Raw genomic sequence first — 24,180 nt, forward strand, 5'->3', positions numbered from 1 at the left:
GCGCGCGCCACATTCGGAACAGGCCTCGCAGACCATATCGTTATCTCCCACACCCATATCTTTCGCGGACCCCTGGGGTCGCGCGGGGCGAAGTCGTTAAACTGGCGCCGCAGATTCACTTCCCTTCTCATGGGTTCTCCCGGAAGGCCGTGCCTGTTTGATCCGCCCAGCGGTTCGGTCGGCACTCGGCCCACGCCCCCCGTGTATACACACAGTCACACTTCAATCACGTTGGGGCTCAACTGGCGCGGAGCAACGTCCGCCCGGGGACCATCGAGAACCCGTCCGTGCGACCACCGTGCGGCGAAGCGGACGGGAGCGCCAGAACCATAAGGAGCACCTCGGTGGAACAGACCAATCACAACTTCCTCAATGGGGGAGGTCAGGCCGGAGTCTCCGACCGGATGCGTGACCTGCTCTCCCAGGCCGCCCAGGAGCACGTCTCCGAGCAGAAGTCCCAGGGCGCGGTCAGCGAGGAGATGCGCCAGCGCCTCGAGGGCATGGAGTGGCTGCTCCGCGAGCTGCGCGAGCGGGAACTCATCTCGCTCGCCGAGGCGATCACCTCCGTCGACGGTCGGATCGACGACTTCCTGGCCCGTCCCCCGGAGTGGGCCGAGGCCCTCGCCGAGCACATAGAGGTGGTCGGCCGACAGGTCAAGCCGCTGTCGGAGATGTCGTCCCTGCGGGCCGACACCCAGCGCGTGGCCGGACACCTGGACACCGCGCTCACCCGCCTCCAGCGCATGGCCGAGACCGGCACGCGGACCGCCGAGCAGGTCACCGAGGTCAGCGAGCGCGTCACCGAGCTGGGCGAGACCGTCGGCACCCGTCTGGACTCCCTCGACAAGGCTCTGGCCGACCTCGGCAACCGCGCGGACGCGATCGAGGCCTCACTGGCGGCCCTGGACACCACCCTGGGCGAGCGCCACGAGGAACTGACCGCCACCGTCCGCGCCACCCTGGCCGAGAGCAGGGACGAGCTGGCCGAGGCCGTCACCGAGAGCCGCGCGACCATCGAGACCGCCGTGAAGGAGAGCCGCGAGGCCCTCGAAACGGCCGGTCAGGAGAACCGCGAGGCCCTGGAGACCGCCACCACCGAGCTCGGCGAGCGCGTCACCACCGGCCTCACCTCCTCCCTGGAGGAGCGCACGGCCGAACTGCGCGGCTTCGTCGAGGAGCGCACCGCCGAACAGCACGAGACGCTGCTCTCCAAGCTCCAGGAGAACACCGGCGAACTGGGCGAGCGCACCACCGCCCTCGCCGAGGAGCTGGGCGCCCTGGCCACGGCCTCCGGCGAGCGCCACGAGACCCTCACCCAGGAGCTCAAGGACAACGCCGCCGCGTCGCTCAAGCGCCACGAGGAGCTCACCGGCAAGGTCACCGAGAGCGTGGGGCACCTCAACACCCAGGCCGAGGAGAACCACGCCGAGGCCACCGCCGCCGTCGCCGACGTCACCGGTTCGCTCGCCAAGCTGCGGGAGAACCACGAGAAGTCCCTGAACGACCTGCGTTCGCACATGCGCCAGCGCCTGGCGGAGCTCGACGAGCAGATCGAACTGGGCCGCACGGAGACCCGCGAGCACGCCGAGAGCACCGCCGAAGGCCTGCGCGAGACGCTGACCAAGCGCACCGACTCCCTCGCCGCCCGGATCGCCGAGGACGCCACGAAGGTCGCCGCGGACCTCGCCGAGCTGCGCACGTTCGTCCAGGAGGACAACGCCAAGCTGGCCTCGGAGGCCGAGGACCGGCACCAGACGCTGACCGAGGCGCTGACCGACCAGGCCGACGCCCACCGGACCGCGCTCGACGAGCGGCTGGACCGTCACCGCGAGGGGCTCAACGGCAAGGTGGACAACCACCTGTCGCAGATCACCGGCAAGGTCGACCACGAGCTGGGCCGCCTCACCGACCGCTTCGACACCTTCGAGGGCCACTTCGAGGGCAGCTTCGAGGGCGTCGAAGGCAAGATCGACCGGGTCGACGGACGGCTGGACGGCCTCAACGGCCGCCTGGACGGCATCGACGGCCGGGTCAACGGCGTCGAGGGCCAGTTCGAGGGCGTCAGCGGTCACTTCGAGGGCGTCGACGGCCGCATGGAGGCCATCGACGACCGTCTGGAGGCGCTCAACCAGCGCCTCAACCAGCTGCCGCAGACCCTTGAGGTCAGTGAGCTGCACCGCCGCCTCACCGAGCTGGTGGAGCGTCCGCTGCTGGACCACTCCGGCAGGCTCGACGAAATCGACTCCCACGTCACCACGGCGGTGGACCCGGTCATCCGCGAGCTCAAGCAGCGCCCGGACCGCCACGAGCTGGAGGAGACCGTCACCGAGGCGGTCGAGAACTCGCACGACGACATCACCAAGCGGTTCTCCTCGCTGGAGGAGACCGTGCTCGCCCTGGCCGAGGCGCTACTGCGCCCGGGCCGCGACGGCAAGAAGAAGCGCCGCCGCGACGAGGACGACGACGAGTAACCCCACGTCAGCGTGAGGGGCCCGGGGCGGTGACCGCCCCGGGCCCCTCATCTCGTCAGGAGGCCGAGCGGAGTGCCTCGGCGGTCAGTGCTTCTTCTTCCCGCCCCACTCCGGGGCAGCCCCCTGCTCGTACCGCTCCTGGAAGTGCTGGATGTAGGTCGCGGCCCGATCGCCCATCTCAGGGTCGATCTCGTTGATGAGGGCATCGACCCTGGACACGTACCCCGTGGCCGCGCTGTCCCACTCCACCGTGCTGGTGGGCAGACGCCTCTCGTCGCCGTGCCTGATCAGAAGTCCCTTGTCCTCCAGCGTCTCCTCGTCGACCATGCCCCGGTCCCACATGCTCTGGAGGACCTGGAGGTTGGCGTGGTCCCGAATGTTCGACGAGTTGTTGAGGAGGTGCTCGTCCATGTCCTTGATGTACGTGAAGCCGATGCCTTCTTCGTACTTGTCGTTGTAGTAGTCCTTGACCGGCTGTTCCATGAGGCGCAGCAGGGTCTCCACGGCGATACCGGCCGGGGTCGCCTTGGAACCCGCTGACTGCACGGTGGAGGCGATGACGATGTTGTACCCGGTCTGCACCATCTGGTTGGCCTTCTCACGGGCCGTCTCGACGTCGTCGTGCCGATCCATGTACTCGGCGATGAGCGCGTTGGACATGGCGGACCGCAGGTCCGCGGCTCCGGCACCGCCGACCTTGTCGCCGAGCGTGTCCTTGTCGAGGTAGGCGTTGAGAATCCTGCGCTCCTGGTGTTCGACCAGGCTGACGATCGGCGCGGAGTACTCCTCATTGGAGAGCAGGAGCTGGAGGAACTTCTCGTGCTCCTCCTGCGGCAGGTGAAGCGCCATCTCACCGCCCCTGTGAAAGAGGTGGAGGTCGTCCTCGTCGTCATCGCCGCCCGCAGCCGCCCGGTAGCCCCGCTCGTTCGCGTCGATGGAGATGTCGTCCAGGTAGGCGCCGTACACCGACGCCAGGCTCTTGAGCACCTCGGGGTTGATCTCGGCGACCGAGGGCTGGTAGTCCTTGCCGCCCACCGCCGTGTCCAGGAACGGGTTGTCGCCGTCCTCGTTCTCCGTGGTGGTCAGGATCTCGATCAGCGCGCTCGCCGACCTCCCGGCGCGGTCGCGGTCCTCCTGGGAGTCGGAGTCCGCGTCCGCGGAGATCCAGTCGGTGAGCCCGCGGACCGCCTCGCCCTCGTCGGGCCAGGGCACGGTGTACAGGTTCTCCAGCATCCGCTCCGGGGTGAGGTGCTCGTGGTTCGCGTGTGTCGGGTACGCCTCGCCGTCCGACCCCTCCCCAGTGAGGATGATGTGGTTGGCCTCCTTGTTGCGTGTGGCCACCTCGATGATGTCCTGGAAGGTCTCGACCTTGGGGACTCCGTCGACGGTGCTGCGCAGGAGCATGTCAGAGCCGGTACGCAACAGGTTGGTGGAGAACTCTGTGCCCCCCTGGAGATCGGAGTCGGCGTGATTCAGGAAGCCACTCAACTTGGTCCAGTCGTCCGACCACGCGGAGTAACCCATCAGGTCGATGCCGGGGTCGTCGCCGTCCCGTGAGGGCTCGATCCGGTCCGGCCCCACTGCGGTCCTGCGAACGTCCTCGGGGAGCCGTGACATGCCGCCGCCGACCTCTTCGTCGGACAGGACGAGCATGCCACCGGCCAGCTGACGCTGGATGTTCTCGCGCAGGTCATCGTCGATGTGATCGCTGTCGGCCACCTGGTCCATGAACCACAGGAGACCGGGTTCCTGCCCCCTGCCGTCCTTGCCGAGGGTCTGGTAGACCGCCTCCAGGTAGGCGAGCTCACGGTCGCTCAGCTCTTCGCCGGACTCCCGGGCTTGTTCCGCCCGCAGGAGCATGTTCTCCAAGAGCGCGAGGGTCTTCGGGTCGGACTCCAGCATCTGGATGCTGCCGTCATAACCATGGATCACCGCGTCGAACAGGTGGACGGTGAGCACGTCGGTGTTGTAGTCCGTCTCGACGACATAGAAGTTGATGTCGCCGGTGGTCTGGTAGCCGATCTGCTCGTTGACACCGAAGTGGCCCCCTTCAGCGAGCTGGCGGATGCGCAGCGGCGTAGGGCCTTCCTTCAGCGTGTCCTCGGTCTCCTCGCAGCGTGCCTCGAACTTCGTCCACAGAGCGCGCGCCTCAGCGTCGAAGGTCCTCCTTGTGGAGTCGACACGATTGAAACTGTCCTGCTCCACAGGGGGAATGGCGTTCAGGGCCATGGAGAGCCGGGACTTGATGTCCGCTATCTGCTCGTTGTACCAATTGGTGTCCGTGACCGTCTTGTCGAGGACGCCGTAGCCGTGCAGGCAGGCCAGGAGAGCGCTGCCCCAGGCCGCCTGGTTCTCAGTGGCGAGCCTCTTCAGTCCGTCACCGATGAGGTCGCTGAACTCACCGCCCACTCGGGACGTGATCGACTCGTACCCCTCGGACCTTCCCGCGATCTTGGCGTGCAACGCCTGGAACTCGTCCCGGGCCTTCTCGATCTGCCCCGCGTCGAACTCACATTCGGTGTAGTTCAGTAGAGACACGTCTGTGACTCCCGAATCTTCCTGGACCGGACCGTCTACCGGTTCACCTGGATATTGGGGTTGAGGTGCTGGAATCCGTCGATGGGAGCCTGCGCCCTGCCACCCGTGAAGTCGTCCTCGGCCGACTGGTCCGTGCTGCTGACCCGGCTGGCACCGCCGCGGATGTTCGTCGCGAGCGTCGCGGCGTGCGTCTGGACCTGCTCCATGTGGGTGCCGTGCTCCTCGCCGAAGCCGCCCCAGCCGCCGATCGTCGGGTCGTGGTTGAGCAGGCGCTTGGCCTCGTCGACGGCGTCCTGGAAGTCGCGTGGTAGTTCCCGCAGGTAGGAGGCGGCGTTCTGCGACTGCTCGCCCCCGCTGTCGGCGTCCCCGGTGTTGGCCGCCACTTCGCCCGACATGTGCTCACGCCCCTCCATCACGCGCCGGGAACCGTTCCCGGCTGACCGTGGCACTCCCCAGTCAGTCAGTAGACGCTCGGAAGGCCCCGATGGTTCAGGGCCTTCCGGTCCCGAACCGGCTAGGGAACGAGGACGATCTTGCCGAACTGCTCTCCTGCCGCCAGCGCCCGGAAGGCCTCCGGGGCGTCCTTGAGCGGCAGTACCCGGTCGATCACGGGGCGTAGCCCGGTGCGCACGCACATCTCCGTGAGGCCGACCAGCTCCTCCTTGGTGCCCATCGTGGAGCCGAGCACCCGAAGCTGGAGGAAGAAGACCCGGGTGAGCTCGGCGGAGGGGGCGTCGCCGCTGGTCGCGCCGCAGGTGACGACGGCGCCACCGGGCTTGAGCGAGTGGATCGAGTGCTTCCAGGTGGCCTGGCCGACGGAGTCGAAGACCACGTCCACCTTCTCCGGAAGCCGTTCTCCTGAGGGCAGCGCCGTGTGCGCGCCCAGTTCGAGGGCGCGGGCGCGCTTGTGCTCGCTCCTGCTCGTGACGTACACGCGGTGCCCGACCTGCGCGGCCATCGCGACGAGGGCGGCGGAGACCCCTCCCCCGGCGCCCTGCACGAGGACCGTGGAGCCGGGCCGCAGGTCGGCCTTGCCGAAGAGCATGCTGTAGGCGGTCAGCCAGGCGGTGGGCAGGCAGGCGGCTTCCTCGAAGGACAGCTCCGGGGGCTTGGGGACCAGGTTCTCCCGGGGGACGAGCACCTTCTCCGCGAGGGTTCCGTCGTGGATCTCCGAGAGCAGGGAGAAGCGCGGGGAGCGGCCCGGCTCGGGCGGTTCGGCGACCACCCCGTGCACGATGACCTCGTTGCCGTCCTCATCGATGCCCGCGGCGTCGCCGCCGAGGACCATCGGGAGGTGTTCCTCGCGCAGCGCGACCCCGCGCAGGCTCCAGAGGTCGTGGTGGTTGAGCGCGGCCGCCCTGACCCGGACGGTGGTCCACCCCTCTCGGGGCTCGGGGTCGGGCCGCTCACCCGCCTCCAGCCCGGACAGGGGGTCGTCGAACGAGATGCGTGCTGCCGTGATCGCGAACATACCCCGCACCCAACCACAGGCCCCGGGCGCTGCTCCCTGCCGGGTGCGGCGGACCAGAGCACGCCAGGAGACGTCCGAGCCCCGCCGGACCGGTGGTTCGGCGGGGCTCGGAGGGGCTCGGAGGGGTCGCTACAGGGCCATTGAGGACTCCACCGGCAGGGAGGTGTCGGTGGCCAGGTCCAGGGTCGACGGCTGAAGGCCAGCCGCCACCACCTCGGCGCCCAGGGCCGCGATCATCGCTCCGTTGTCCGTGCACAGGCGGGGGCGCGGGACGCGGAGTTCGATCCCGGCCTCCTGGCAGCGCTGTCCGGCCAGGGCGCGCAGCGCCGAGTTGGCCGCCACGCCTCCGCTGATCACCAGGGTGCTGACGCCGTGCTCGACGCAGGCGTCGACGGCCTTGCGGGTGAGCACGTCCACCACCGACTCCTGGAAGGCGGCGGCGATGTCGGCGACGACCAGCGGGTCGCCCCGGCGGTCGGCGTCCTCCACGTGGCGGGCCACGGCGGTCTTCAACCCGGAGAAGGAGAAGTCGTACGTCCCGTCGCCCCACTTGCCGCGCGGGAAGCGCATCGCCTTCGGGTTGCCCCGCTGGGCGGCCTGGTCGATGGGCGGGCCGCCGGGGTAGGGCAGCTCCAGCAGACGGGCGACCTTGTCGTAGGCCTCCCCTGCGGCGTCGTCGACGGTGTCGCCGAGCGAGACCACGTCGGTGGCGAGGTCGTTGACCAGGAGCAGCGACGTGTGGCCGCCGGAGACCAGGAGGGCGATCGACGGCTTGGGCAGGGGTCCGTGGTCCAGCTGGTCCACGGCGACGTGGCCGACCAGGTGGTTGACCCCGTACAGCGGCTTGCCGAGCGCCATCGCGTAGGCCTTGGCGGCGGACACACCCACCAGGAGTGCACCGGCCAGGCCGGGCCCGGCGGTCACCGCGACGGCGTCCACGTCGGAGAGCTTCACACCGGCGGAGTCCAGGGCGCGGCGCACGGTCGGGGTCATGGCCTCCAGGTGGGCGCGGCTGGCCACCTCGGGCACCACGCCGCCGAACCGCACGTGCTGGTCGACGCTGGAGGCGACCGACTCGCCCAGCAGCTCGCAGCCCCGGACCAGCGCCACGCCGGTCTCGTCGCAGGACGACTCGATCCCCAGGATCAACGGCTCACTCATGGCTCCCCTTCTCCGCGACGCGGCGCATGACGATGGCGTCCGCCCCCTTGTAGTAGCCCCGGCGCACGCCGATCGCCTGGAAGCCGAAACGTGTGTAGAGGTCCTGGGCGCGCGGGTTGTCCGAGCGCACCTCCAGGAACATGTGGGTGACGCCCCGGGCGGCGGCCTGGTCGAGGAGTTCGGTGAGCAGGGCCCGACCGATCCCCCTGCCCCACGCGTCCTCCGCGACGGCCATGGTCTGGACGTCCCCCTCGGGCGGGACGAACCGCAGCCCGGCGTAGCCGACGATCCCGGACTCGGCCTCGGCCACCACGTAGTGGCGGGTGGACGCCTCGCCCAGCTCGTCGCGGAACATGCCCTCGCTCCACGCGTCGAGCGGGAACAGGGCGCGTTCCAGTTCCAGGACGGCAGGGACGTCGGCGGCGGTCATCCGGCGCAGTCCCACCGGCGCGGTCACCTCACCCACTGGCGGACCTTCTTCGGGGCGCCGGGCTCGACCGCGTCGGGACGGCGCAGGTAGAGCGGGGTGGGCTCGGGCAGCTTCTCGCCTCGGTGCAGGCGCAGCAGGGCGAGTTCGGCCATCGCGGCGGCGTCCGGGTGGAGCGGTTCCAGGGCGGCGGCGTCCTCGGGGTCGGCGCCCAGCACCTCGGCGTACATCCGGGCGCCGTCGCCGACCAGCGGCAGGCCCTCGGTGTCGATCTCGGCGGGCCGGTCGACGTGGACCTCCCCCACCCGCGTGAGGTGGTCGTCGTAACGCGCCCAGAACACCTCCTTGCGGCGGGCGTCGGTCATGCCCAGGAACGGCCCGGTGCGCCGGGTGGCGAAGGCCAGGGCGTCCAGCGTGGTCACCCCGTGGCAGGGGACGTCCAGCGCGTCGGCCAGGGCGTACGCGGTGGCCAGACCGACCCGGAGACCGGTGTAGGGGCCGGGGCCCATGCCGACCGCGATGTGGTCGAGGTCGCCCAGCACCAGACCGGCCTCGGTGAGCAGGTTCTGGACGGTGGGCGCGAGGAGTTCGCCGTGGCGGCGGGCGTCCACCGAGCTGGCGCTGGCGCGCAGCAGGAAGGAGCCGTCGGGGGTGGTCTCCCCGATGGCGGCGGTGACCGCCGGGGTGGCGGTGTCGAAGGCCAGGAGAAGCACGGGTGTTCCGCCCTATCCGTTCCCGGCGGCGGTGCCGGGGAGGTCGATGTCGGTCCACCGGGCGCCGACGGGGCGCAGGTGGACGGTGCGGGTGTCGTCGGGGTGGCGTTCGATCCGGATCTCCAGGCGGTCGTCGGCCAGTCCCTCGGCCACGCCCTCACCCCACTCGACGACGGTGACCGACTCGGGGAGGGTCATGTCCAGGTCGATGTCGTCGACCTCGTCGGGGCCGCCGAGCCGGTAGGCGTCCACGTGCACGAGGGCGGGACCGCCGACCAGGGACGGGTGGATTCTGGAGATGACGAAGGTGGGCGAGGTGACCGACCCTCGCACGCCCAGGCCCTGTCCGAGCCCCTGCGTGAGGGTGGTCTTGCCCGCTCCCAGCGGCCCGGAGAGGATCAGCAGGTCCCCGGGGCGGGAGAGGGCGGCGAGGTCACGGCCCAGAACGCGCATCTCCTCGTCCGTCGCGGCGGTGACCGCGTGGACGTGGGACGCGGTGGTGGCTGTGGTGTCTGTCATCGCTCTCACAGGTTGGTCCGTGTGGTGGTCAGCGTCGGAGCGCGCCGAAGGTCCCTCTTCACCCAGGTTAGGCCGGGTGGGGAAGGTTCGTGACCGATATCGGGGAGTGCGTCAGGCCCCGCCCACGTACTCGCGGGGCACCCTGGCGCCGATCCGCGTGATGATCTCGTACGGGATGGTGTCCAGGACGTCGGCCCAGTCCTGCGCGGTGGGCACGGCCCGATCCGCGCTCGGGTCGCCGAACAGTACCGCGAGGTCGCCCGCCTTCACCGGGTCGTCCCCCATATCCACAACGAACTGGTCCATGCAGACTGTTCCCGCGATGGTGCGGCGGGCGCCGCCCACGAGGAGGGGGCCCCGGTTGGTGGCCGCTCGGGGCACGCCGTCCGCGTAGCCGAGCGGCACCAGGGCCAGGGTGGTCTCGTCCTTGGTGACGTAACGGTGTCCGTAGGAGACCCCGCTGCCTGCGGGGACGCGCTTGGTGAGCGCGATGCTCGACTCGAAGGTCATCGCGGGGCGCAATCCGGGCACACCAAAACCCGGAATCGGGCTGAGACCATAACTCGCGATTCCGGCCCGGACGAGATCGAACCTCGCCTCGGGCAGGGTCAGCAGCGCGGCCGAATTGGAGATGTGCCGAACCTCCGGGGTCAGCCCCGCCTTGTCCGCCACCATGAGGGCCTCGTGGAAGACGTCCAGCTGTGCCTGGATCGACGGGTGGCCGGGCTCGTCCGCGCAGGCGAAGTGCGACCACACACCGGTGACCCGGACGGCGCCCTCCTCCTCCGCGCGCGCGGCCGCCTCGACCACGGACGCCCACTCACCCCGGGTCACACCGCCCCGGTTCAGGCCGGTGTCCGCCTTGAGCTGGACCCGCGCGACCCGGCCCAGGCGGCGGGCCTCGGAGACCACGGTGTCCAGGACGGCGCGGTCGCTGATCCCGAGGTCGATGTCGGCCTCGATCGCCTCACCGACGGGCTCCCCCGGGGGGATGATCCAGGACATCACCGGCACGGTGATGCCCGCCCCACGCAGCTCCAGCCCCTCCTTGATGAGCGCGGTCCCCAACCAGGAGGCACCGCCCGCGATCAGCGCACGCGCGGCCGGAAGGATCCCGTGGCCGTAGCCGTCGGCCTTGACCACCCCCATGAGGGGCGTCCCCCCGGCCGATTCACGGAGCAGCCGGGCGTTGGAGGTGATCGCGTCGAGATCGACGCGAGCGTGCGCGAAAGGAGCCATGACCACAGTGTTCCACGCGTGGGTTACCGCTGCGGAGCTGCGGGTATGTGGCCTACGACCGAGTTCGAGCCCTATTTTGGGGATATCGGTATGAACGAAATCGGAAGTGAACGAGCCGTCAACGTGACCCGGCTCTGGTCCGGCGGACTGGCCACCGCGGTGGTCGCCGCACTGGTCATCTTCGCGGGGACCCTGGTGGTTCGCGGGATCTTCGGCATTCCGGTGCTCGCACCGGAGGAGGCCGGACACCTCGGGGACGCCGGGACGGTCGGTTACGCGCTCCTGGCGGGGGTGGTCGCCCTGCTGGCGACCGCGCTGCTGCACCTGCTGCTGCTGTCCGCACCCCGGGCGCTCTCGTTCTTCGGCTGGATCGTCGGTCTGGCCACGGCCATCGCGGCCGTCACGCCCTTCACACAGGGCGCCGAGATCTCCAGCCAGATCGCCACGGGTCTGATCAACCTGGTCTGCGGTATCGCCATCGCCTCGCTGCTGCGCGGCGTCGGGCGGACCGCGGTCGTCAGCCGGGTTCCCCGGCAGGCCAGGAGTGACGAGGGCCCGGCCCTGAGGCACGAGGGCGTCCTGCCCGACGTCGGACAGCGGGAGTACGACCCCACGCGCTACCGCGCGATGGAGGAGGACGCCGACTACGACGCCGCTCGCGGCCGCGCGGAGGCCCAGCGGGCGGAGGAGGACCGTGCCCGTCACGGCACGCGCGACGACTGACGGAGAACGCGACACCGCCGGGGGCGGGGACCCGAGAGGGCCCCGCCCCCTTCGCGTGCCAGGATGCGCGGTGCTCGCCGCGACCGCACGCCGTTCGCCGATGACTCGCGGATTCGGAAGGGGCTCATCCCCGTTCCCCCTGATGATGCGGTCTGGTCAGGTGGGAGGCCGTCGACGTCGTCAACGAGGAGTCGAAGCGGGAGTCGCACCCGGTGTGCGGGGGCACGCCGGAACGCGGGCGCGGTTCCCAGTAGCGTGGGAACGACGCGAAACCCCCGTTCCGTTCAGTTTCCCGGAGGACTCCCCCTTGAGCCGTGACGTGATCGCCCTCCTCGCGGAGAGCCCCAGCCGCCGTTCGCTCCTGGACGCGATGGTGGCGGCCGATCCCGACCTGAGGATCCGCCTGGTCGCGGAGGGGACCGTCGTGGAGCTGCGAGACGACTCCGGCCGACTCGTCCTGGCCGTGCAGTCCGCGCAGCGCATGGCGGTGGCCACCGAGGCCGACCGCCTGTTGGAGGACGGGGTCAGCGAGGAGCTGCCCGCCCAGCCGCTGTGGGTGGAGGCCCGGGGCGCCGACCTGGTCACCCCGGACACGGCGGAGCTGGCCCGGCGGTTCGTGGGACACCTGGTCGACCGGCACGGCGGGGTCGTCTGGGAGCCCCCGTCACGGTTGGAGCGGGACGACTCTCTGGTCGGCGCCACCGATCACCCGGCGGTGAGCGCTCTGACAGCGAAGAACGCCGTGCTGGTGCAGGACCGGCCGGTGGTGTCGCTGTCCAGCTGGACCGTGGACGCCCTGGCCCGGTACGGGCGCGAGGGCCTCGGTATCCAGTTGGTCACCCCCTCCACGAGCGTGCTCACCCAGGCGCTGCGCTCGCTTCTGGGCAACCCGAACGCCACGTGGGTGGTGCGCACCGCCGACGGACACCACTACGACGGGTTCAACGGCCTACCCCTGGCCTGGCAGGACGGGGTGGGCTACGTCCCGGACCCGCACGCGGTGACCGAGGACGGCCCGCACCCGGACTTCCGCGCCCGGGAGGAGCACGTGACCGGCACACAGCTGCACGTGGACCTCCAGATGGACCACCCGGCCAGCGACGGCCTGGAGCTGGGCGGGGTCGTGGAGCTGCTGGCCGAGCGCCTGGGCGGCGCCCGGCCCTCGGTGTGGGGTGTCTCCGAGCCGCTGACCCGCGAATGGGATCCGGCGGCCGTCACCGCCATGGCGCGCAACAGGGCCCCGGGCGAGACCACCGTGGTGTTCGGCGGGCAGCCCGGCGGCCCCGACCACGAGGGCGTCCGGCCCTTCTCCGGGCGACTTCGGGTGGCGCGCACCGATTCGGGGGTCCGCGAGCACGTCCGCTTCACCGTCGGCTACCAGGAGGGCGAGGAGCCGGATCTGGGCGCCCTTCGGCCGCTCGTGCGCGCACTGTCCGATCGCGACGGGCTGCGGTCCATGACCGTGCAGCGGGCGTACGGCCGCGCCGACCTGCTCCAGCCGCCGCGATGGGCCGGGGTTCCCGTGCCGGTGGGCCTGGCCGTGGGCGCGGAGGGTATCACCGCCGTGGGCAGGGAGAACGCCCTGGCCGGACCGGTGAAGGGCACGTCGTTCGGCCCGCCCATGACCCCGGTGATCTGGTACCGGATCGGCGACGGAGTGGAACCGGACAGCTGGGAGAGGTTCCAGGCCCTGATGCGGCACCTGCGCCCCGTCAGCCGGGACCGCCGCCGCTGAGTACCGGGGGTCAGGCGCCCATGACGAGGGACTCCGCGTGTTCGGGGCTCAGGCAGTGCTCGATGACCATGACCGCCGCGCCGATCACGCCCGCGCTCTCACCGGCCTTCGACGAGGCGATGCTGAGGTTCTCCGTGGCCAGCGGCAGCGACCGCTGGTAGATGACCTCGCGCACCCCCGCGAGCAGGTGGTCCCCGGCCGTGGCGAGCGCGCCGCCGATGACGATCACCGACGGGTTGAACATGTTGACCGAGGCGGCCAGGACCTCGCCGACGTCGCGACCGGCCTGGCGCAGGGCGCGCAGCGCCGGGACGGACCCGTTGCGGGACAGCTCCACCACGTCGCGGGCTCCCGAGGCGGGGACCCCCTCCGCGGTGAGGGTCTCGGCGATCGCGTGTCCGCTGGCCACCGCCTCCAGGCAGCCGGTGTTGCCGCAGCGGCACGGCCGGTCGGCGCCGTTGGGCACGTGGATGTGCCCCATGTCCCCGGCCGCCCCCTGGGCGCCCCGGTAGACGCTGCCCTCGCTGACGATCCCGCAGCCGATGCCCGTGGCCACCTTCACGAACAGCAGGTGGCTGGCGCCGGGCCAGGCGACGTGGTGCTCGCCGATGGCCATGATGTTGACGTCGTTGTCCACCAGCACGGGCCGGTCGATGCGGCCGCGCACGTGGCCGGACACGTCGAAGCCGTCCCAGCCGGGCATGATGGGCGGGTTGACCGCGCGTCCCGTGGAGTGCTGCACGGGGCCGGGCAGGCCCACCCCGACGCCGAGCAGGTCCCCGGTCGCCCGTCCGGCTGACTCCAGCAGGGACAGACCGTGGTCCAGCACCCAGTCCAGGACGGGTTCGGGGCCCAGCGCGATGTCGATGTCGGCGCGGTCCTCGGCGAGCACGGTCCCCGACATGTCGGTGAGGGCGAGCCGGGCGTGGGTGGCGCCCAGGTCGGCGGCGAGGACCACGCGCGCGTCGGGGCGGAACGAGAAGGTCGTCGGCGGCCGTCCTCCGGTGGAGACGGCCTCCCCGGCAGGGCCGATGAGTCCGCTGGCCAGGAGCGCGTCCACGCGCTGGGTGACCGTGGAACGGGCCAGGCCGGTGACGGCGGCCAGTTCGGAGCGGGTGCGTGGGCGGCCGTCGCGCAGCAGCCGGAGCAGGGTCCCGGCACCGGGCGCGGCTGTGGCGGCCGGGGCTCGCAGAGGTGTCGCCCCCGGTCCCCCTGGGGCTGTCAGCGCGTCTTCCGTCATGGGACCAGTGAAGCACAGGATCTATTGAGTGGCCGTCATTCATCTATTTTGTCCACAACCGGCAACTTATGCTTGACCTTCGACATAAGTCAGACGTAACGTCTCGGACATGTCAGTGAAAAAAGTCACAGGTCTGGGTGATTCGCCAACGCCCGGACTGACAGCCCCCTCGGCCTATCGAGCAGCGGTGATCGGCACCGGCTTCATGGGACGCGTCCACACCCACGCCGTCCGCGCCTCAGGCGGCGAGGTCGTCGGGGTGGCCGGATCCTCCCCCGGCAAAGCCGAGGACTTCCGCGCCGCGCACGGCCTCCCCCGAGCCCACGCCGACGCCCTCGAACTCATCCACCGATCCGACGTCGACGTGGTGCACGTGTGCACCCCCAACCACCTGCACGCCCCCCTGAGCCAGGCGGCCCTCGCAGCCGGAAAACACGTGGTCTGCGAGAAGCCCCTGGCCACCGACGCCGAGACGGCCCGCAGCCTCACTCAAGCCGCGCACGAGGCCGACCGCGTGGCCGTCGTCCCCTTCGTCTACCGCTTCCACCCCATGGCCCGCGAGGCCCGTGCCCAGGTGGCCGCGGGCGCCGTCGGCCGGGTCGGCCTCGCCCACGGCGGCTACCTCCAGGACTGGCTCCTCTACCCCCAGGAGGACAACTGGCGCGTGGACCCGGAGATCGGCGGCCCCTCCCGGGCCTTCGGCGACATCGGCTCCCACTGGTGCGACATGCTGGAGTTCGTCACCGGCGACCGCATCACCGCCGTCAGCGCCCAGACCTCCCGGTTCAACGATCACCGGGGCGAGGGCGGAGGCCGCGCGGTCACCACGGAGGACCTGGTGACCTTCCAGTTCTCCACAGCGGGCGGGGCCGTCGGCAACGCCGTGATCAGCCAGGTCTCCCCCGGCCGCAAGAACCAGCTCGTGCTGGAGGTCTCCGGCACCGAGGGGTCGCTCCGCTTCGACCAGGAACGGCCCGAGACCCTCTGGGCGGGCGGGCGCGACCGCACCGGGGTCGTCTCCCGCGACGACCCCGGCCTCAGCCCGGACGCCGCCCGTCTGGTCACCCTTCCGGTGGGCCACCCCCAGGGCTACCAGGACTGCTTCAACGCCCTGGTCAAGGACACCGGCGCCGCCGTGGCGGGCGGGGATCCCGAGGGTCTTCCCGTCTTCGCGGACGGTCTTCGGGCCGCCGTGCTCGCCGAGGCGGTGTTGGAGTCCGCCCGGGAACGCCGCTGGGTCGACGTACCCCCGGTCGAGTCCCGGACGGGGCACTGAATGGCCGCCCCAAGGGTCGGCCTCGTCCAGGTTTGTACGAATGACCGACACGCCCTCGCCCCCGTTCACCTGGAACTGTTACGGAACGTGAACCCAGGGGCCTCAACAGGTCACTCAGGGCCCCTGTTCATCGTGACCGCCACGACGGACAATGCAGACATCGCCACGGTCGCGTCCGTGCGGCGCCCCCCGCCGTGCACGCGAACGCGGCGAGCCGTCCGTCCTGCCCACGCTCGTCCCTGCCCCCGACGAAAGGAGCCGCCGTGACCTGATCACACCGATGAGGCGGCCACCCCCCGCTTCCGAACGCGATAGCAGGTACTCCCCGACGGTTCGCACCCGCCGCACGGCCTCCGCCGTGCACGCGAACGCGGCCACCGTCCCTGCCGTCGGCGCCGGCACGCCGCACGGACTCATCGACCCCCCACCCCCAGGTGAGGTTTCCCGTGATCAGAAGATCCCTACGAACGCTGGGCGCCCTGACGGCGAGCGTCGCGTTGGCCCTCGGGCTGACGTCGGTCCCGGCCCAAGCCGACGCGGACGAACAGGACCCGTTCACCGCGCTCATCTTCTCCAAGACCACCGGCTTCCGGCACGACTCCATCCCCTACGGCGTCGCCCTCTACGAGGCGCTCGCCGAGGAGCACGGCTTCGAGACCGAGCACTCCGAGGACTCCGACATCTTCAACCCGGAGGACCTGGCCCGCTTCGACGCGGTCATCTGGCTCTCCACCACCGGCGACGTCCTGGACGAGACCCAGCAGGCCGCGTTCGAGGAGTACGTGCAGGGCGGCGGCGGCTACGTCGGCGTCCACTCCGCCTCCGACACCCACTACGACTGGGAGTGGTACGGCGACCTGGTCGGGGCGTACTTCGCCAGCCACCCGCCCGGCACCCAGGACGCCGAGGTGATGGTCAACGACCGCACCCACCCCTCCACGTCCATGCTCCCGGCCAGCTGGGACCGGCACGACGAGTGGTACGACTACGACGTCAGCCCGCGCGGTGACGTCCACGTCCTGGCGGGCCTGAACGAGGCCTCCTACGAGGACGTCGTCGACCCCGCCGGACAGATGGGCTTCGACCACCCGATCGCCTGGTGTCAGGTGTACGACGGCGGCAGGTCCTGGTACACCGGCGGCGGCCACACCGTCGAGTCGTACTCGGAGCCGGAGTTCACCGCCCACCTCCTCGGAGGCCTCGAGTGGGCCGCCGGACAGGTCGAGGGCGACTGCGGCGCCACCCAGTGGGACAACTTCGAGAAGGTCACGCTCGCCCAGGGCGAGGAGAACGTCGGCGAGCCCATGGGCATGGCGGTGCTCCCGGACGGCCGGATCATGCACACCTCCCGCAACGGCCAGGTGTCCATGTGGTCCCCCGAGACCTACAGCACCAACGCGCTCGCGGACGTGCCCGTCTACGACCACGACGAGGACGGGCTCCAGGGCATCGCGCTCGACCCGGACTTCGAGGAGAACGGGTGGGTGTACCTGTACTACGCGCCCGTGATCGACGGCGTCCCCTCGGGTGCCGCACCGGAGAACGGCACGGCGGAGGACTTCGAGCCCTTCGAGGCGCACAACAACCTGTCGCGCTTCCAGTTCGTGGACGGTGACGAGCCGTCCCTGGACCTGGAGAGCGAGCAGGTGATCCTGGAGGTCGAGGCCACCCGCGGCATGTGCTGCCACGTCGGCGGCGACATCGACTTCGACCCGGACGGCAACCTCCTGCTCTCCACCGGCGACGACACCAGCGCCTTCGGTTCGGACGGGTTCAGCCCGCACGACGAGCGGGAGAGCCGCAACCCGGCCTTCGACGCCCAGCGCGGCTCGGCCAACACCAACGACCTGCGCGGCAAGCTGATCCGGATCGCGGTCGACGAGGACGGCGGCTACGAGATCCCCGAGGGCAACCTGTTCCCGCCGGAGACCTCCGACGCCGACCTGACCCGCCCCGAGATCCTCGCGATGGGTCTGCGCAACCCGTTCCGGTTCTCCGTGGACCAGAACGACGGCAGCGTCTACCTGGCCGACTACGGACCGGACTCCCCCGTGGCCGACCCCGAGCGCGGCCCCGAGAACACGGTCACCTGGCACCACATCACCGAGCCGGTCAACATCGGCTGGCCGTACTGCATCGGGAACAACTCCGCCTACAACAAGTACGACTTCGGATCCGGCACGTCCGGGGAGCCGTTCGACTGCGACGCCCCGGTCAACGAGTCGCCGCGCAACACCGGCCTGACGGAGCTGCCCCCGGTCACTCCGGCGGCGATCTGGTACGGCTACGACGAGTCCGAGGAGTTCCCGCACCTGGGCACCGGCGGCGGCGCCCCGATGGGCGGACCGGCGTACAGCTTCGACCCGGAGCTGGAGTCGGACAACAAGTGGCCCGAGTACTACGACGGCGTCCCGCTGCTGTACGAGTGGAGCCGCCAGTGGATCAAGCAGGTGCACCTGGACGACGAGGGTGATGTCCTCGACATCACCGAGACCGTCCCGGACATCGACCTGGCCAACCCCATGGACATGGAGTTCGGCCCGGACGGCGCCCTGTACGTGCTGGAGTACGGTTCCGGCTGGTTCGGCGGGGCCGAGGACTCGGCGATCTCCCGCATCGACTACTCCGGGTCGGGCAACAGCCCGGTGGCCCGGATCAGCAGCAGCACCACCTCCGGCCCCGCGCCGCTGACCGTGGAGTTCTCCGGCGAGAACTCCTTCCACCCCGGAGGCCTGGCCTTCGACTACGCGTGGAACTTCGGGGACGGCACGACCTCGACCGATCCCGCTCCCACGCACACCTTCGAGGAGGCGGGCCGGTACAACGTCAGCCTCACGGTGACCGACACCGAGGAGCGCACGGGCACGGCCACGGTGACGATCACCGCGGGCAACACCGCGCCCGAGGTCGCCTTCGACACGCCCAGGGACGGTCAGTTCTTCGACTGGGGCGACGAGATCCCGTTCGACGTGACCGTGGAGGACGCCGAGGACGGGTCGATCGGCGACGGGATCGACTGCGGTGAGGTGGACGTCACCTCGTCGCTGGGCCACGACACCCATGCCCACCCCTGGACCCAGTACGAGGGCTGTGAGGGTGTGAGCGTCACCGGGACCGACGGCGGTCACGGCCACGACATGAACATCTTCTGGGTCCTCCAGGCCGAGTACACCGACCAGGGCGGGGACGGCGTTCCGTCCCTGACCGGCAGCGACGGGATCAAGCTCAACCCGTCGCGGATGCAGGCGCAGTACTTCACCGGCAGCGAGGGAGTGGTCACCGACGCCACCGAGGACCCCAACGGGGGCCTGCGCAACCTCGGCGGCATCCACCACGGCAGCTGGGTCGCCTACGACCCGGTGAACCTGCACGGGGTCGAGCAGATCGGCTTCCGTGTGGCCTCGGAAGGGGCGGGCGGCACCATCGAGGCCCGCGCCGACTCCCCCGACGGCGAACTGGTCGGCTCGGTCGACGTCGAGCCCACCGGCGGTTGGCAGGAGTGGACCGACGTCACGATGGAGGACGTCACCGACCCCGGCGGCACCATCGACCTCCACCTGGTCTTCGTCAACGACGAAGCCGGGGACGAGGCGCTGTTCAACGTCAACTACTTCGACGTGAACGCGGACCACGACGGCGGCCACGGTGACGGGCCCGAGGCCGAGCTGACCAGCCCGGACGACGGCGCGGCCTTCGGGTCGGGCGAGGACGTCCCGCTCGCGGCCGACGTCACCGACCACGGTGACGCCGGGATCGAGGAAGTGGAGTTCCTCGTGGACGGGCAGGCGGTCGCCACGGTGACCGAGGGCCCCTACGAGGCCACCTGGTCCGACGTCCCCGACGGCGAGTACGCGGTCAGCGCGGTGGCCACGGACGGCGAGGGCCGCACCGGCACCTCCGCCACCCACACCATCACGGTCGGCGACGAGCCCGCCCCCGTGGAGTGCGCGCCGCCCAACCTCGACGACGGCTACCGCGCCCTGTGGGACGGGGAGTCCCTGGACGGCTGGAACATGGCCGGTCCGGGCGGCTTCGAGATCGTCGACGACGGTGACGGGTGCGTCCTCCAGACTGAGGGCGGGATGGGCCTGCTCTGGCACGAGAACGAGCTCGGCTCCTACCGCCTGAAGCTGGACTACCTCACCCACGAGGAGTCCGACAACTCCGGTGTCTTCGTCGGCTTCCCGGACCCGGGCGACGACCCGTGGGTCGCGGTCAACGAGGGCTACGAGATCCAGATCGACCCGTACGGCGCCCCCGAGGGCGACCCCCTCACCCAGACCGGGGCCATCTACACCTTCCAGGCGGCCACCTCCCACCCGGAGGTCGTGGGCGAGTGGAACACGATGGAGATCGAGGTCGACGACCCGATGATCCGCGTGTGGATCAACGGCGAGCTGGTCAACGAGTTCGAGAGCACCGACCCCGCCCGCGACCTCTCGGCCGGGCACGTCGGGATCCAGAACCACGGCGCGAACGACCTCGTGTGGTTCCGCGACGTGCAGGTCACCGACCTGGAGGACGAGACGGAGACGTTCACCTTCGCCGAGGTCCACGAACGGGTCGGGGAACTGGCCGAGGCGGGCGCTCTGACCGCCTCCGAGGCCACCCGGCTCACCCGCCAGCTGGAACTGGCCGAGCACAACGTGAGCGTGGGCCGGCCCGCGCAGGCCGGACGCTCGCTCGACCGGTTCCGGACGACCGCAGAGACCGTGGCCGACCCCGAGACCCGAGAGGAGCTGGGGCGCCTGGCCGACGGCCTCGAACACCTGACCGCAGTACCCGAGTAGTCCCGGATCAGCAGTAACGCGACGAACCGTGGCGGGGCCGTCCCCCGGCCCCGCCACACCCCCGCGGCGTCGTTCGCACGGCACGCGCCGCCCGTCACCAGGCCAGTGTCAACCTGACAGGAGGTGCCCGTGAGCACCGACCCCTTGAGCACCAAGCAGGGGAAGACCCCCGACCCGGAGAGCGGCGGGGCCGCCCCGGACCGGACCGCGGGGGTCCACTCCGCGAACTCCAATCCCACCACCTGGTGGCTGACCGGCGGCTCCGTTCTGCTGGTCGGCGCCGTCGTCGCCGCGGTGGTGCTCTTCTTCGGAGGCGGGGACGACCAGGTCTCCCCGGACCCGGCCCGGGTGGCCGAGCTGGAGGCCTCCGCAGACGCCCGCCACGTGGACCAGGTGTCCAGCCTGATCGGCCACACCAGGGCCGCCCACGAGGAGCTGGTCCCGGCGTTGGAGTCCCTGAACGGGGTCCTGCCCGCCGACGGCTCCGCACCCTCCGACGACTTCCCGGACTCCGAGGAGATCGACGCCTGGCTCGGCACCATCCGCGACGCCGGGGCCCACTTCGACCTCGGCGACTCCGGCCAGACCGACTTCAACGTCACCCTCGCCGGGCTCGACGGCTCCGTGGACCTGCTCGGTTCGGCGGTGAGCGCCTACCAGTCCGCCTCCCAGGCCGACGGGGACCAGCGGACCGAGCTTCTGGAACTGGCCGCCGACCTGCGCGACCAGGCCGTGACGGCCTGGTCGGTGGCGGCCACCCAGCTCGACATGGTCAGCATCGACGCCGGGCACGGCCACATCCACCTGTACCTGCCCTCCGAACCGGGCAGCGGCGCCCTCCAACCCGACGAGGCCGAGGACGGCGACGGCGCGACCGGGGACGGGCCGCCGCCCGCCCACGACGGCCACTGACCCGGGGCCTCCAGCAGCACCAGCACGACAACCAGCAGGGGAGCACATGACACGCATCGGAGTGTGGTTGGTCGGGGCGCGCGGGTCGGTCGCCACCACGGCCGTCCTGGGCGCGCTGGCAGTGCGGGCGGGCGCCGCCGAGCGGACGGGGTGTGTGACCGAACGCCCCGAGTTCGCCGACGCGGGCCTGCCCGGCCTCGGTGACCTGGTCTTCGGCGGCCACGACCTCTCGGACACCCACCTGTCCAAGAGCGCGGAGCCGCTGGCCAGGTCCGGGGTGATCCCGCCGCACCTGCCCGAGGCCTTCGCGGAGGAGCTCGACGCGGTGGACCGGCGCGTCCGCCGGGGCGTGGAGCCTCGCCCCGAGGGGTTCGCCCGGTGTCATGTGGACCGTCTGGAACAGGACCTGCGCGCGTTCGCCGAACGCGAGGCTGTGGAGCGCGTGGTGGTCGTGGACCTGTCCAGCACGGAGCCCGCCCCGGAGCGGGTTCCCGAGCTGGACGAACCCGAACTGCTGGAGGCGGCCCTGGACGCGGGGACCGCCCGGATCCCGGCCAGCTCGGTGTACGCCTACGCGGCCCTGCGGGCGGGGTGCTCCTTCGTGGAGTTCACCCCGAACGCGGGGCCGCGCCCGCCCGCGCTGGCGGCCCTGGCACGGGAACTGGGGCTGCCGTGGGCGGGCTCGGACGGCAAGACCGGGGAGACCCTGGTCAAGAGCGTGCTCGCGCCGATGTTCGCGGCCCGGGCGCTGCGCGTGCGCTCGTGGTCCTCCATGAACCTCCTGGGCGGCGGCGACGGCGCGACCCTCGCCGACCCCGCCAGCAACGACAACAAGACCGCCTCCAAGGCCCGGGGCCTGGAGCACCTGCTGGGGCACCCGGTGGACGGGCCCCTGCACATCGACTACGTGCCCGACCTGGGTGACGCGAAGACCGCCTGGGACCACGTGTCCTTCGAGGGGTTCCTGGGCACCAGGATGAGCCTCCAGTTCACCTGGTCCGGCTACGACTCGGCGCTGGCGGCGCCCCTGGTCCTGGACCTGGCCCGGCTGGCCGCCCACGCCCACCGGACCGGCCGGTCGGGCCCGGTCCCGGAGCTGGGCTTCTTCTTCAAGGACCCGGCCGGGAGCGACGTGCACGGGCTGGTGGCGCAGTGGGAGGCACTCACCGCCTGGTGCGCCGGACCGGCCGAGGGGGCGGGGCGCGGATGAGCCGGAAGCTGAGGTCCCTGGCCCGGCTGGTGCGCCTGCCCGCCGCGTTGACCGTGCTCGGCGACTCCCTCACCGGCGCGGCCGCCGCGGGTCGGCTGGACCGGCCCGGCACGTGGGCCCTCCCCGCCGCCTCGGTGTGCCTGTACTGGGCCGGGATGGCCCTCAACGACTACGCGGACCGCGACCTGGACGCGGTCGAGCGCCCCGAACGCCCCATCCCCTCCGGTGAGGTCGCCCCGGGCGAGGCCCTGGCCGTGGCGACCGGACTCACGGCGGCCGGTGTGGGGATCGCCGCGCTGGCCGGGGGCCGCCGGTCCGCCCTGGTGGCCACCGCCCTGGCCACCACCGTGTGGACCTACGACCTCGTCCTCAAACCCACGCCGCTGGCCCCGCTGGGCATGGCGGTCAACCGGGGACTGGACGTGCTGCTCGGTGCCGGTGACCGGACCGGCGCTGCCGCGCTGCCCGCGGCCGCCATGGCCGTCCACACCTACGGGGTGACGACGCTGAGCCGGGGAGAGGTCCACGGAACCCGGTCGGAGGTGGCCGCCGGGGCGCTGTCCTGCACCCTGGCCGGGGCCGCCTTGGCGGCGTACCCGGCGCGCACGGCTCCCGCCACCGTGCGGGGTTCGCTGGGCGAGCTGGCGGCCGGGGCCTTCGCGGGGTCGTTCGCGACCACCGTGGGGACGGCCCAGGCCCGCGCGTTGGCCGAACCCAGTGCGGACCACGCGCGCGCGGCGACCGGGACCGGCATCCGGGGGATGATCCCGCTCCAGGCGGCGCTGCTCTCCCGGTACGGGGCGGTGGGCACCGCGTGCGCGTTGGCCGCCGGGGCACCGGTGACCGCGCGGGCGGCGAGGGCGGTGTCGGTGACATGAGCGAACAGCTGAGGCTGGGGTACGGGACGAACGGGTTCTGGGACCACCGGCTGGTCGACGCCCTGGCGATCATCGCCGACCTCGGTTACGAGGGGGTCGGCCTCACCCTGGACCACCCGCACCTGGACCCGTTCTCCCTGGACGTGAAGGCCCGGGTGGCGGCGGTCGCCCGCAGGCTGGACGAGCTGGGGCTGGCGGTGGTCGTGGAGACCGGCGCCCGCTACCTGCTGGACCCGCGCCGCAAGCACGAACCCACCCTGGTCTCCGACCGGGACCGCGACGTGCGGGTCGACCTGCTGCGCCGGGCGGTGCGGATCGCCGACACCCTCGGCGCGGAGGCGGTGTCCTTCTGGTCGGGCATCCTGCCCGCCGGGGCCACGCGGGAGGAGGGGCGCGAACGGCTCCTCTCCGGTGTGGAGAAGGTCCTGGTGACGGCGGAGGAGCTCGGCGTGGACCTGGCCTTCGAGCCCGAGCCGGGCATGTTCGCCGAACGCCTGGAGGACGTCCTGGAGCTGCGACGCGCGCTGGGCGACCCCGCGCGGCTCCGAGTGACCCTGGACGTGGGGCACGGCGTGTGCAACGAACCCGACGGCCCCGAGGGAACGGTGGCCCGAGCCGGGGACCTGATCGCCAACGTGCAGCTGGACGACATGCGCCCCCGTGTGCACGAACACCTGGAGTTCGGTGAGGGCGACCTCGACCTGGCCGGGGTGCTGGGCGCCCTTGACCGTGTGGGGTACACGGGGCTGGCCTCGGTGGAGCTGCCCCGGCACGGGCACGCCGCCCCGCTGGTCGCCGAGCGCTCCAAGCGGGCGCTGGACGCGGCCTGGTCCCGGGTGCTGGAGGAACGGGGGAAGACGGAGTGATCAGCGCGGGC

At 71.3% G+C, this 24,180-nt stretch carries 18 protein-coding genes; 9 read left to right on the top strand and 9 right to left on the bottom strand.

Annotation, left to right across the window (positions count from 1 at the left end; genetic code table 11):
• Window positions 1–344 precede the first annotated feature (344 nt).
• Window positions 345–2,471: a hypothetical protein gene (locus BDW27_RS11920; protein ID WP_110049349.1), complete on the top strand. Its 2,127-nt coding sequence runs from the start codon at window positions 345–347 to the stop codon at window positions 2,469–2,471.
• Between the two features lie 84 nt (window positions 2,472–2,555).
• Here the strand turns inward: BDW27_RS11920 and BDW27_RS11925 are convergent, their stop codons facing one another.
• The 8 genes from BDW27_RS11925 to alr all read right to left on the bottom strand — a co-directional run bounded on the left by BDW27_RS11925 (window position 2,556) and on the right by alr (window position 10,539).
• Complete coding sequence (locus BDW27_RS11925; protein WP_110049350.1) at window positions 2,556–5,009, bottom strand: hypothetical protein; 2,454 nt, start codon at window positions 5,007–5,009, stop codon at window positions 2,556–2,558.
• Window positions 5,010–5,044: 35 nt separating this feature from the next.
• The gene (locus BDW27_RS11930) at window positions 5,045–5,404 is read right to left on the bottom strand and encodes a hypothetical protein (RefSeq protein WP_026129130.1); all 360 of its coding nucleotides are present in this window, start codon (window positions 5,402–5,404) and stop codon (window positions 5,045–5,047) included.
• A 119-nt stretch (window positions 5,405–5,523) separates the two neighbouring features.
• Window positions 5,524–6,480 carry a zinc-binding dehydrogenase gene (locus BDW27_RS11935; protein WP_017543885.1) on the bottom strand — a complete coding sequence of 319 codons (957 nt, stop codon included), beginning with the start codon at window positions 6,478–6,480 and terminating at the stop codon, window positions 5,524–5,526.
• A 129-nt stretch (window positions 6,481–6,609) separates the two neighbouring features.
• Window positions 6,610–7,641, bottom strand: coding sequence for a tRNA (adenosine(37)-N6)-threonylcarbamoyltransferase complex transferase subunit TsaD (gene tsaD / locus BDW27_RS11940; RefSeq protein ID WP_026129131.1), 1,032 nt, complete (start codon window positions 7,639–7,641; stop codon window positions 6,610–6,612).
• A complete protein-coding gene (gene rimI / locus BDW27_RS11945; protein ID WP_051061280.1) occupies window positions 7,634–8,071 on the bottom strand; it encodes a ribosomal protein S18-alanine N-acetyltransferase in 438 nt (145 codons plus the stop codon). The genes tsaD and rimI overlap by 8 nt, the downstream gene beginning before the upstream one ends.
• A 23-nt stretch (window positions 8,072–8,094) precedes the next feature.
• Complete coding sequence (gene tsaB, locus BDW27_RS11950) at window positions 8,095–8,781, bottom strand: tRNA (adenosine(37)-N6)-threonylcarbamoyltransferase complex dimerization subunit type 1 TsaB (RefSeq protein ID WP_110049351.1); 687 nt, start codon at window positions 8,779–8,781, stop codon at window positions 8,095–8,097.
• A 12-nt stretch (window positions 8,782–8,793) separates the two neighbouring features.
• Window positions 8,794–9,300 (bottom strand): tRNA (adenosine(37)-N6)-threonylcarbamoyltransferase complex ATPase subunit type 1 TsaE, encoded by a 507-nt coding sequence (tsaE, locus tag BDW27_RS11955; RefSeq protein ID WP_110049352.1) that lies wholly within the window; start codon window positions 9,298–9,300, stop codon window positions 8,794–8,796.
• Window positions 9,301–9,411: 111 nt separating this feature from the next.
• Window positions 9,412–10,539: an alanine racemase gene (gene alr / locus BDW27_RS11960; protein ID WP_110049353.1), complete on the bottom strand. Its 1,128-nt coding sequence runs from the start codon at window positions 10,537–10,539 to the stop codon at window positions 9,412–9,414.
• Window positions 10,540–10,629: 90 nt separating this feature from the next.
• Between alr and BDW27_RS11965 the strand changes: the two genes are divergently transcribed.
• Together BDW27_RS11965 and BDW27_RS11970 are read left to right on the top strand one after the other, a co-directional pair.
• Complete coding sequence (locus tag BDW27_RS11965) at window positions 10,630–11,262, top strand: DUF6069 family protein (protein WP_110049354.1); 633 nt, start codon at window positions 10,630–10,632, stop codon at window positions 11,260–11,262.
• 307 nt (window positions 11,263–11,569) lie between these two features.
• Window positions 11,570–12,997 (top strand): DUF6177 family protein, encoded by a 1,428-nt coding sequence (locus tag BDW27_RS11970; protein ID WP_110049355.1) that lies wholly within the window; start codon window positions 11,570–11,572, stop codon window positions 12,995–12,997.
• A 10-nt stretch (window positions 12,998–13,007) separates the two neighbouring features.
• On the opposite strand, the gene BDW27_RS11975 is transcribed toward BDW27_RS11970, so the two are convergent.
• Window positions 13,008–14,237 carry an ROK family transcriptional regulator gene (locus BDW27_RS11975; protein WP_017543894.1) on the bottom strand — a complete coding sequence of 410 codons (1,230 nt, stop codon included), beginning with the start codon at window positions 14,235–14,237 and terminating at the stop codon, window positions 13,008–13,010.
• Window positions 14,238–14,352: 115 nt separating this feature from the next.
• Here BDW27_RS11975 and BDW27_RS11980 point away from each other — a divergent pair, with 115 nt between their 5' ends.
• From BDW27_RS11980 to BDW27_RS12005, 6 genes are all read left to right on the top strand, one after another.
• Window positions 14,353–15,513: a Gfo/Idh/MocA family protein gene (locus BDW27_RS11980; protein ID WP_110049356.1), complete on the top strand. Its 1,161-nt coding sequence runs from the start codon at window positions 14,353–14,355 to the stop codon at window positions 15,511–15,513.
• A gap of 446 nt (window positions 15,514–15,959) precedes the next feature.
• Window positions 15,960–20,303: a ThuA domain-containing protein gene (locus BDW27_RS11985; RefSeq protein ID WP_110049357.1), complete on the top strand. Its 4,344-nt coding sequence runs from the start codon at window positions 15,960–15,962 to the stop codon at window positions 20,301–20,303.
• Window positions 20,304–20,432: 129 nt separating this feature from the next.
• Window positions 20,433–21,215 (top strand): hypothetical protein, encoded by a 783-nt coding sequence (locus tag BDW27_RS11990; RefSeq protein WP_199560632.1) that lies wholly within the window; start codon window positions 20,433–20,435, stop codon window positions 21,213–21,215.
• A 46-nt stretch (window positions 21,216–21,261) separates the two neighbouring features.
• Complete coding sequence (locus tag BDW27_RS11995; RefSeq protein WP_110049358.1) at window positions 21,262–22,425, top strand: inositol-3-phosphate synthase; 1,164 nt, start codon at window positions 21,262–21,264, stop codon at window positions 22,423–22,425.
• The gene (locus tag BDW27_RS12000) at window positions 22,422–23,303 is read left to right on the top strand and encodes an SCO3242 family prenyltransferase (RefSeq protein WP_110049522.1); all 882 of its coding nucleotides are present in this window, start codon (window positions 22,422–22,424) and stop codon (window positions 23,301–23,303) included. Before BDW27_RS11995 ends, BDW27_RS12000 begins: the two co-directional genes overlap by 4 nt.
• Entirely contained in the window at window positions 23,300–24,169 is an 870-nt protein-coding gene (locus tag BDW27_RS12005; protein ID WP_199560633.1) for a sugar phosphate isomerase/epimerase, read from the top strand. The genes BDW27_RS12000 and BDW27_RS12005 overlap by 4 nt, the downstream gene beginning before the upstream one ends.
• The last annotated feature ends 11 nt before the right edge of the window (window positions 24,170–24,180 follow it).

The organism is Nocardiopsis sp. L17-MgMaSL7, from assembly GCF_003182025.1.
Lineage (GTDB): Bacteria > Actinomycetota > Actinomycetes > Streptosporangiales > Streptosporangiaceae > Nocardiopsis > Nocardiopsis prasina.

Coding starts and splice junctions, on each gene's coding strand:
- BDW27_RS11935 (WP_017543885.1), bottom strand. CDS start 6,480: ATGTTCGCGATCACGGCAGCACGCATCTCGTTCGACGACCCCCTGTCC.
- tsaE (WP_110049352.1), bottom strand. CDS start 9,300: ATGACAGACACCACAGCCACCACCGCGTCCCACGTCCACGCGGTCACC.
- BDW27_RS12005 (WP_199560633.1), top strand. CDS start 23,300: ATGAGCGAACAGCTGAGGCTGGGGTACGGGACGAACGGGTTCTGGGAC.
- BDW27_RS11975 (WP_017543894.1), bottom strand. CDS start 14,237: ATGACGGAAGACGCGCTGACAGCCCCAGGGGGACCGGGGGCGACACCT.
- BDW27_RS12000 (WP_110049522.1), top strand. CDS start 22,422: ATGAGCCGGAAGCTGAGGTCCCTGGCCCGGCTGGTGCGCCTGCCCGCC.
- BDW27_RS11965 (WP_110049354.1), top strand. CDS start 10,630: ATGAACGAAATCGGAAGTGAACGAGCCGTCAACGTGACCCGGCTCTGG.
- rimI (WP_051061280.1), bottom strand. CDS start 8,071: ATGACCGCCGCCGACGTCCCTGCCGTCCTGGAACTGGAACGCGCCCTG.
- BDW27_RS11995 (WP_110049358.1), top strand. CDS start 21,262: ATGACACGCATCGGAGTGTGGTTGGTCGGGGCGCGCGGGTCGGTCGCC.
- BDW27_RS11930 (WP_026129130.1), bottom strand. CDS start 5,404: ATGTCGGGCGAAGTGGCGGCCAACACCGGGGACGCCGACAGCGGGGGC.
- tsaD (WP_026129131.1), bottom strand. CDS start 7,641: ATGAGTGAGCCGTTGATCCTGGGGATCGAGTCGTCCTGCGACGAGACC.
- alr (WP_110049353.1), bottom strand. CDS start 10,539: ATGGCTCCTTTCGCGCACGCTCGCGTCGATCTCGACGCGATCACCTCC.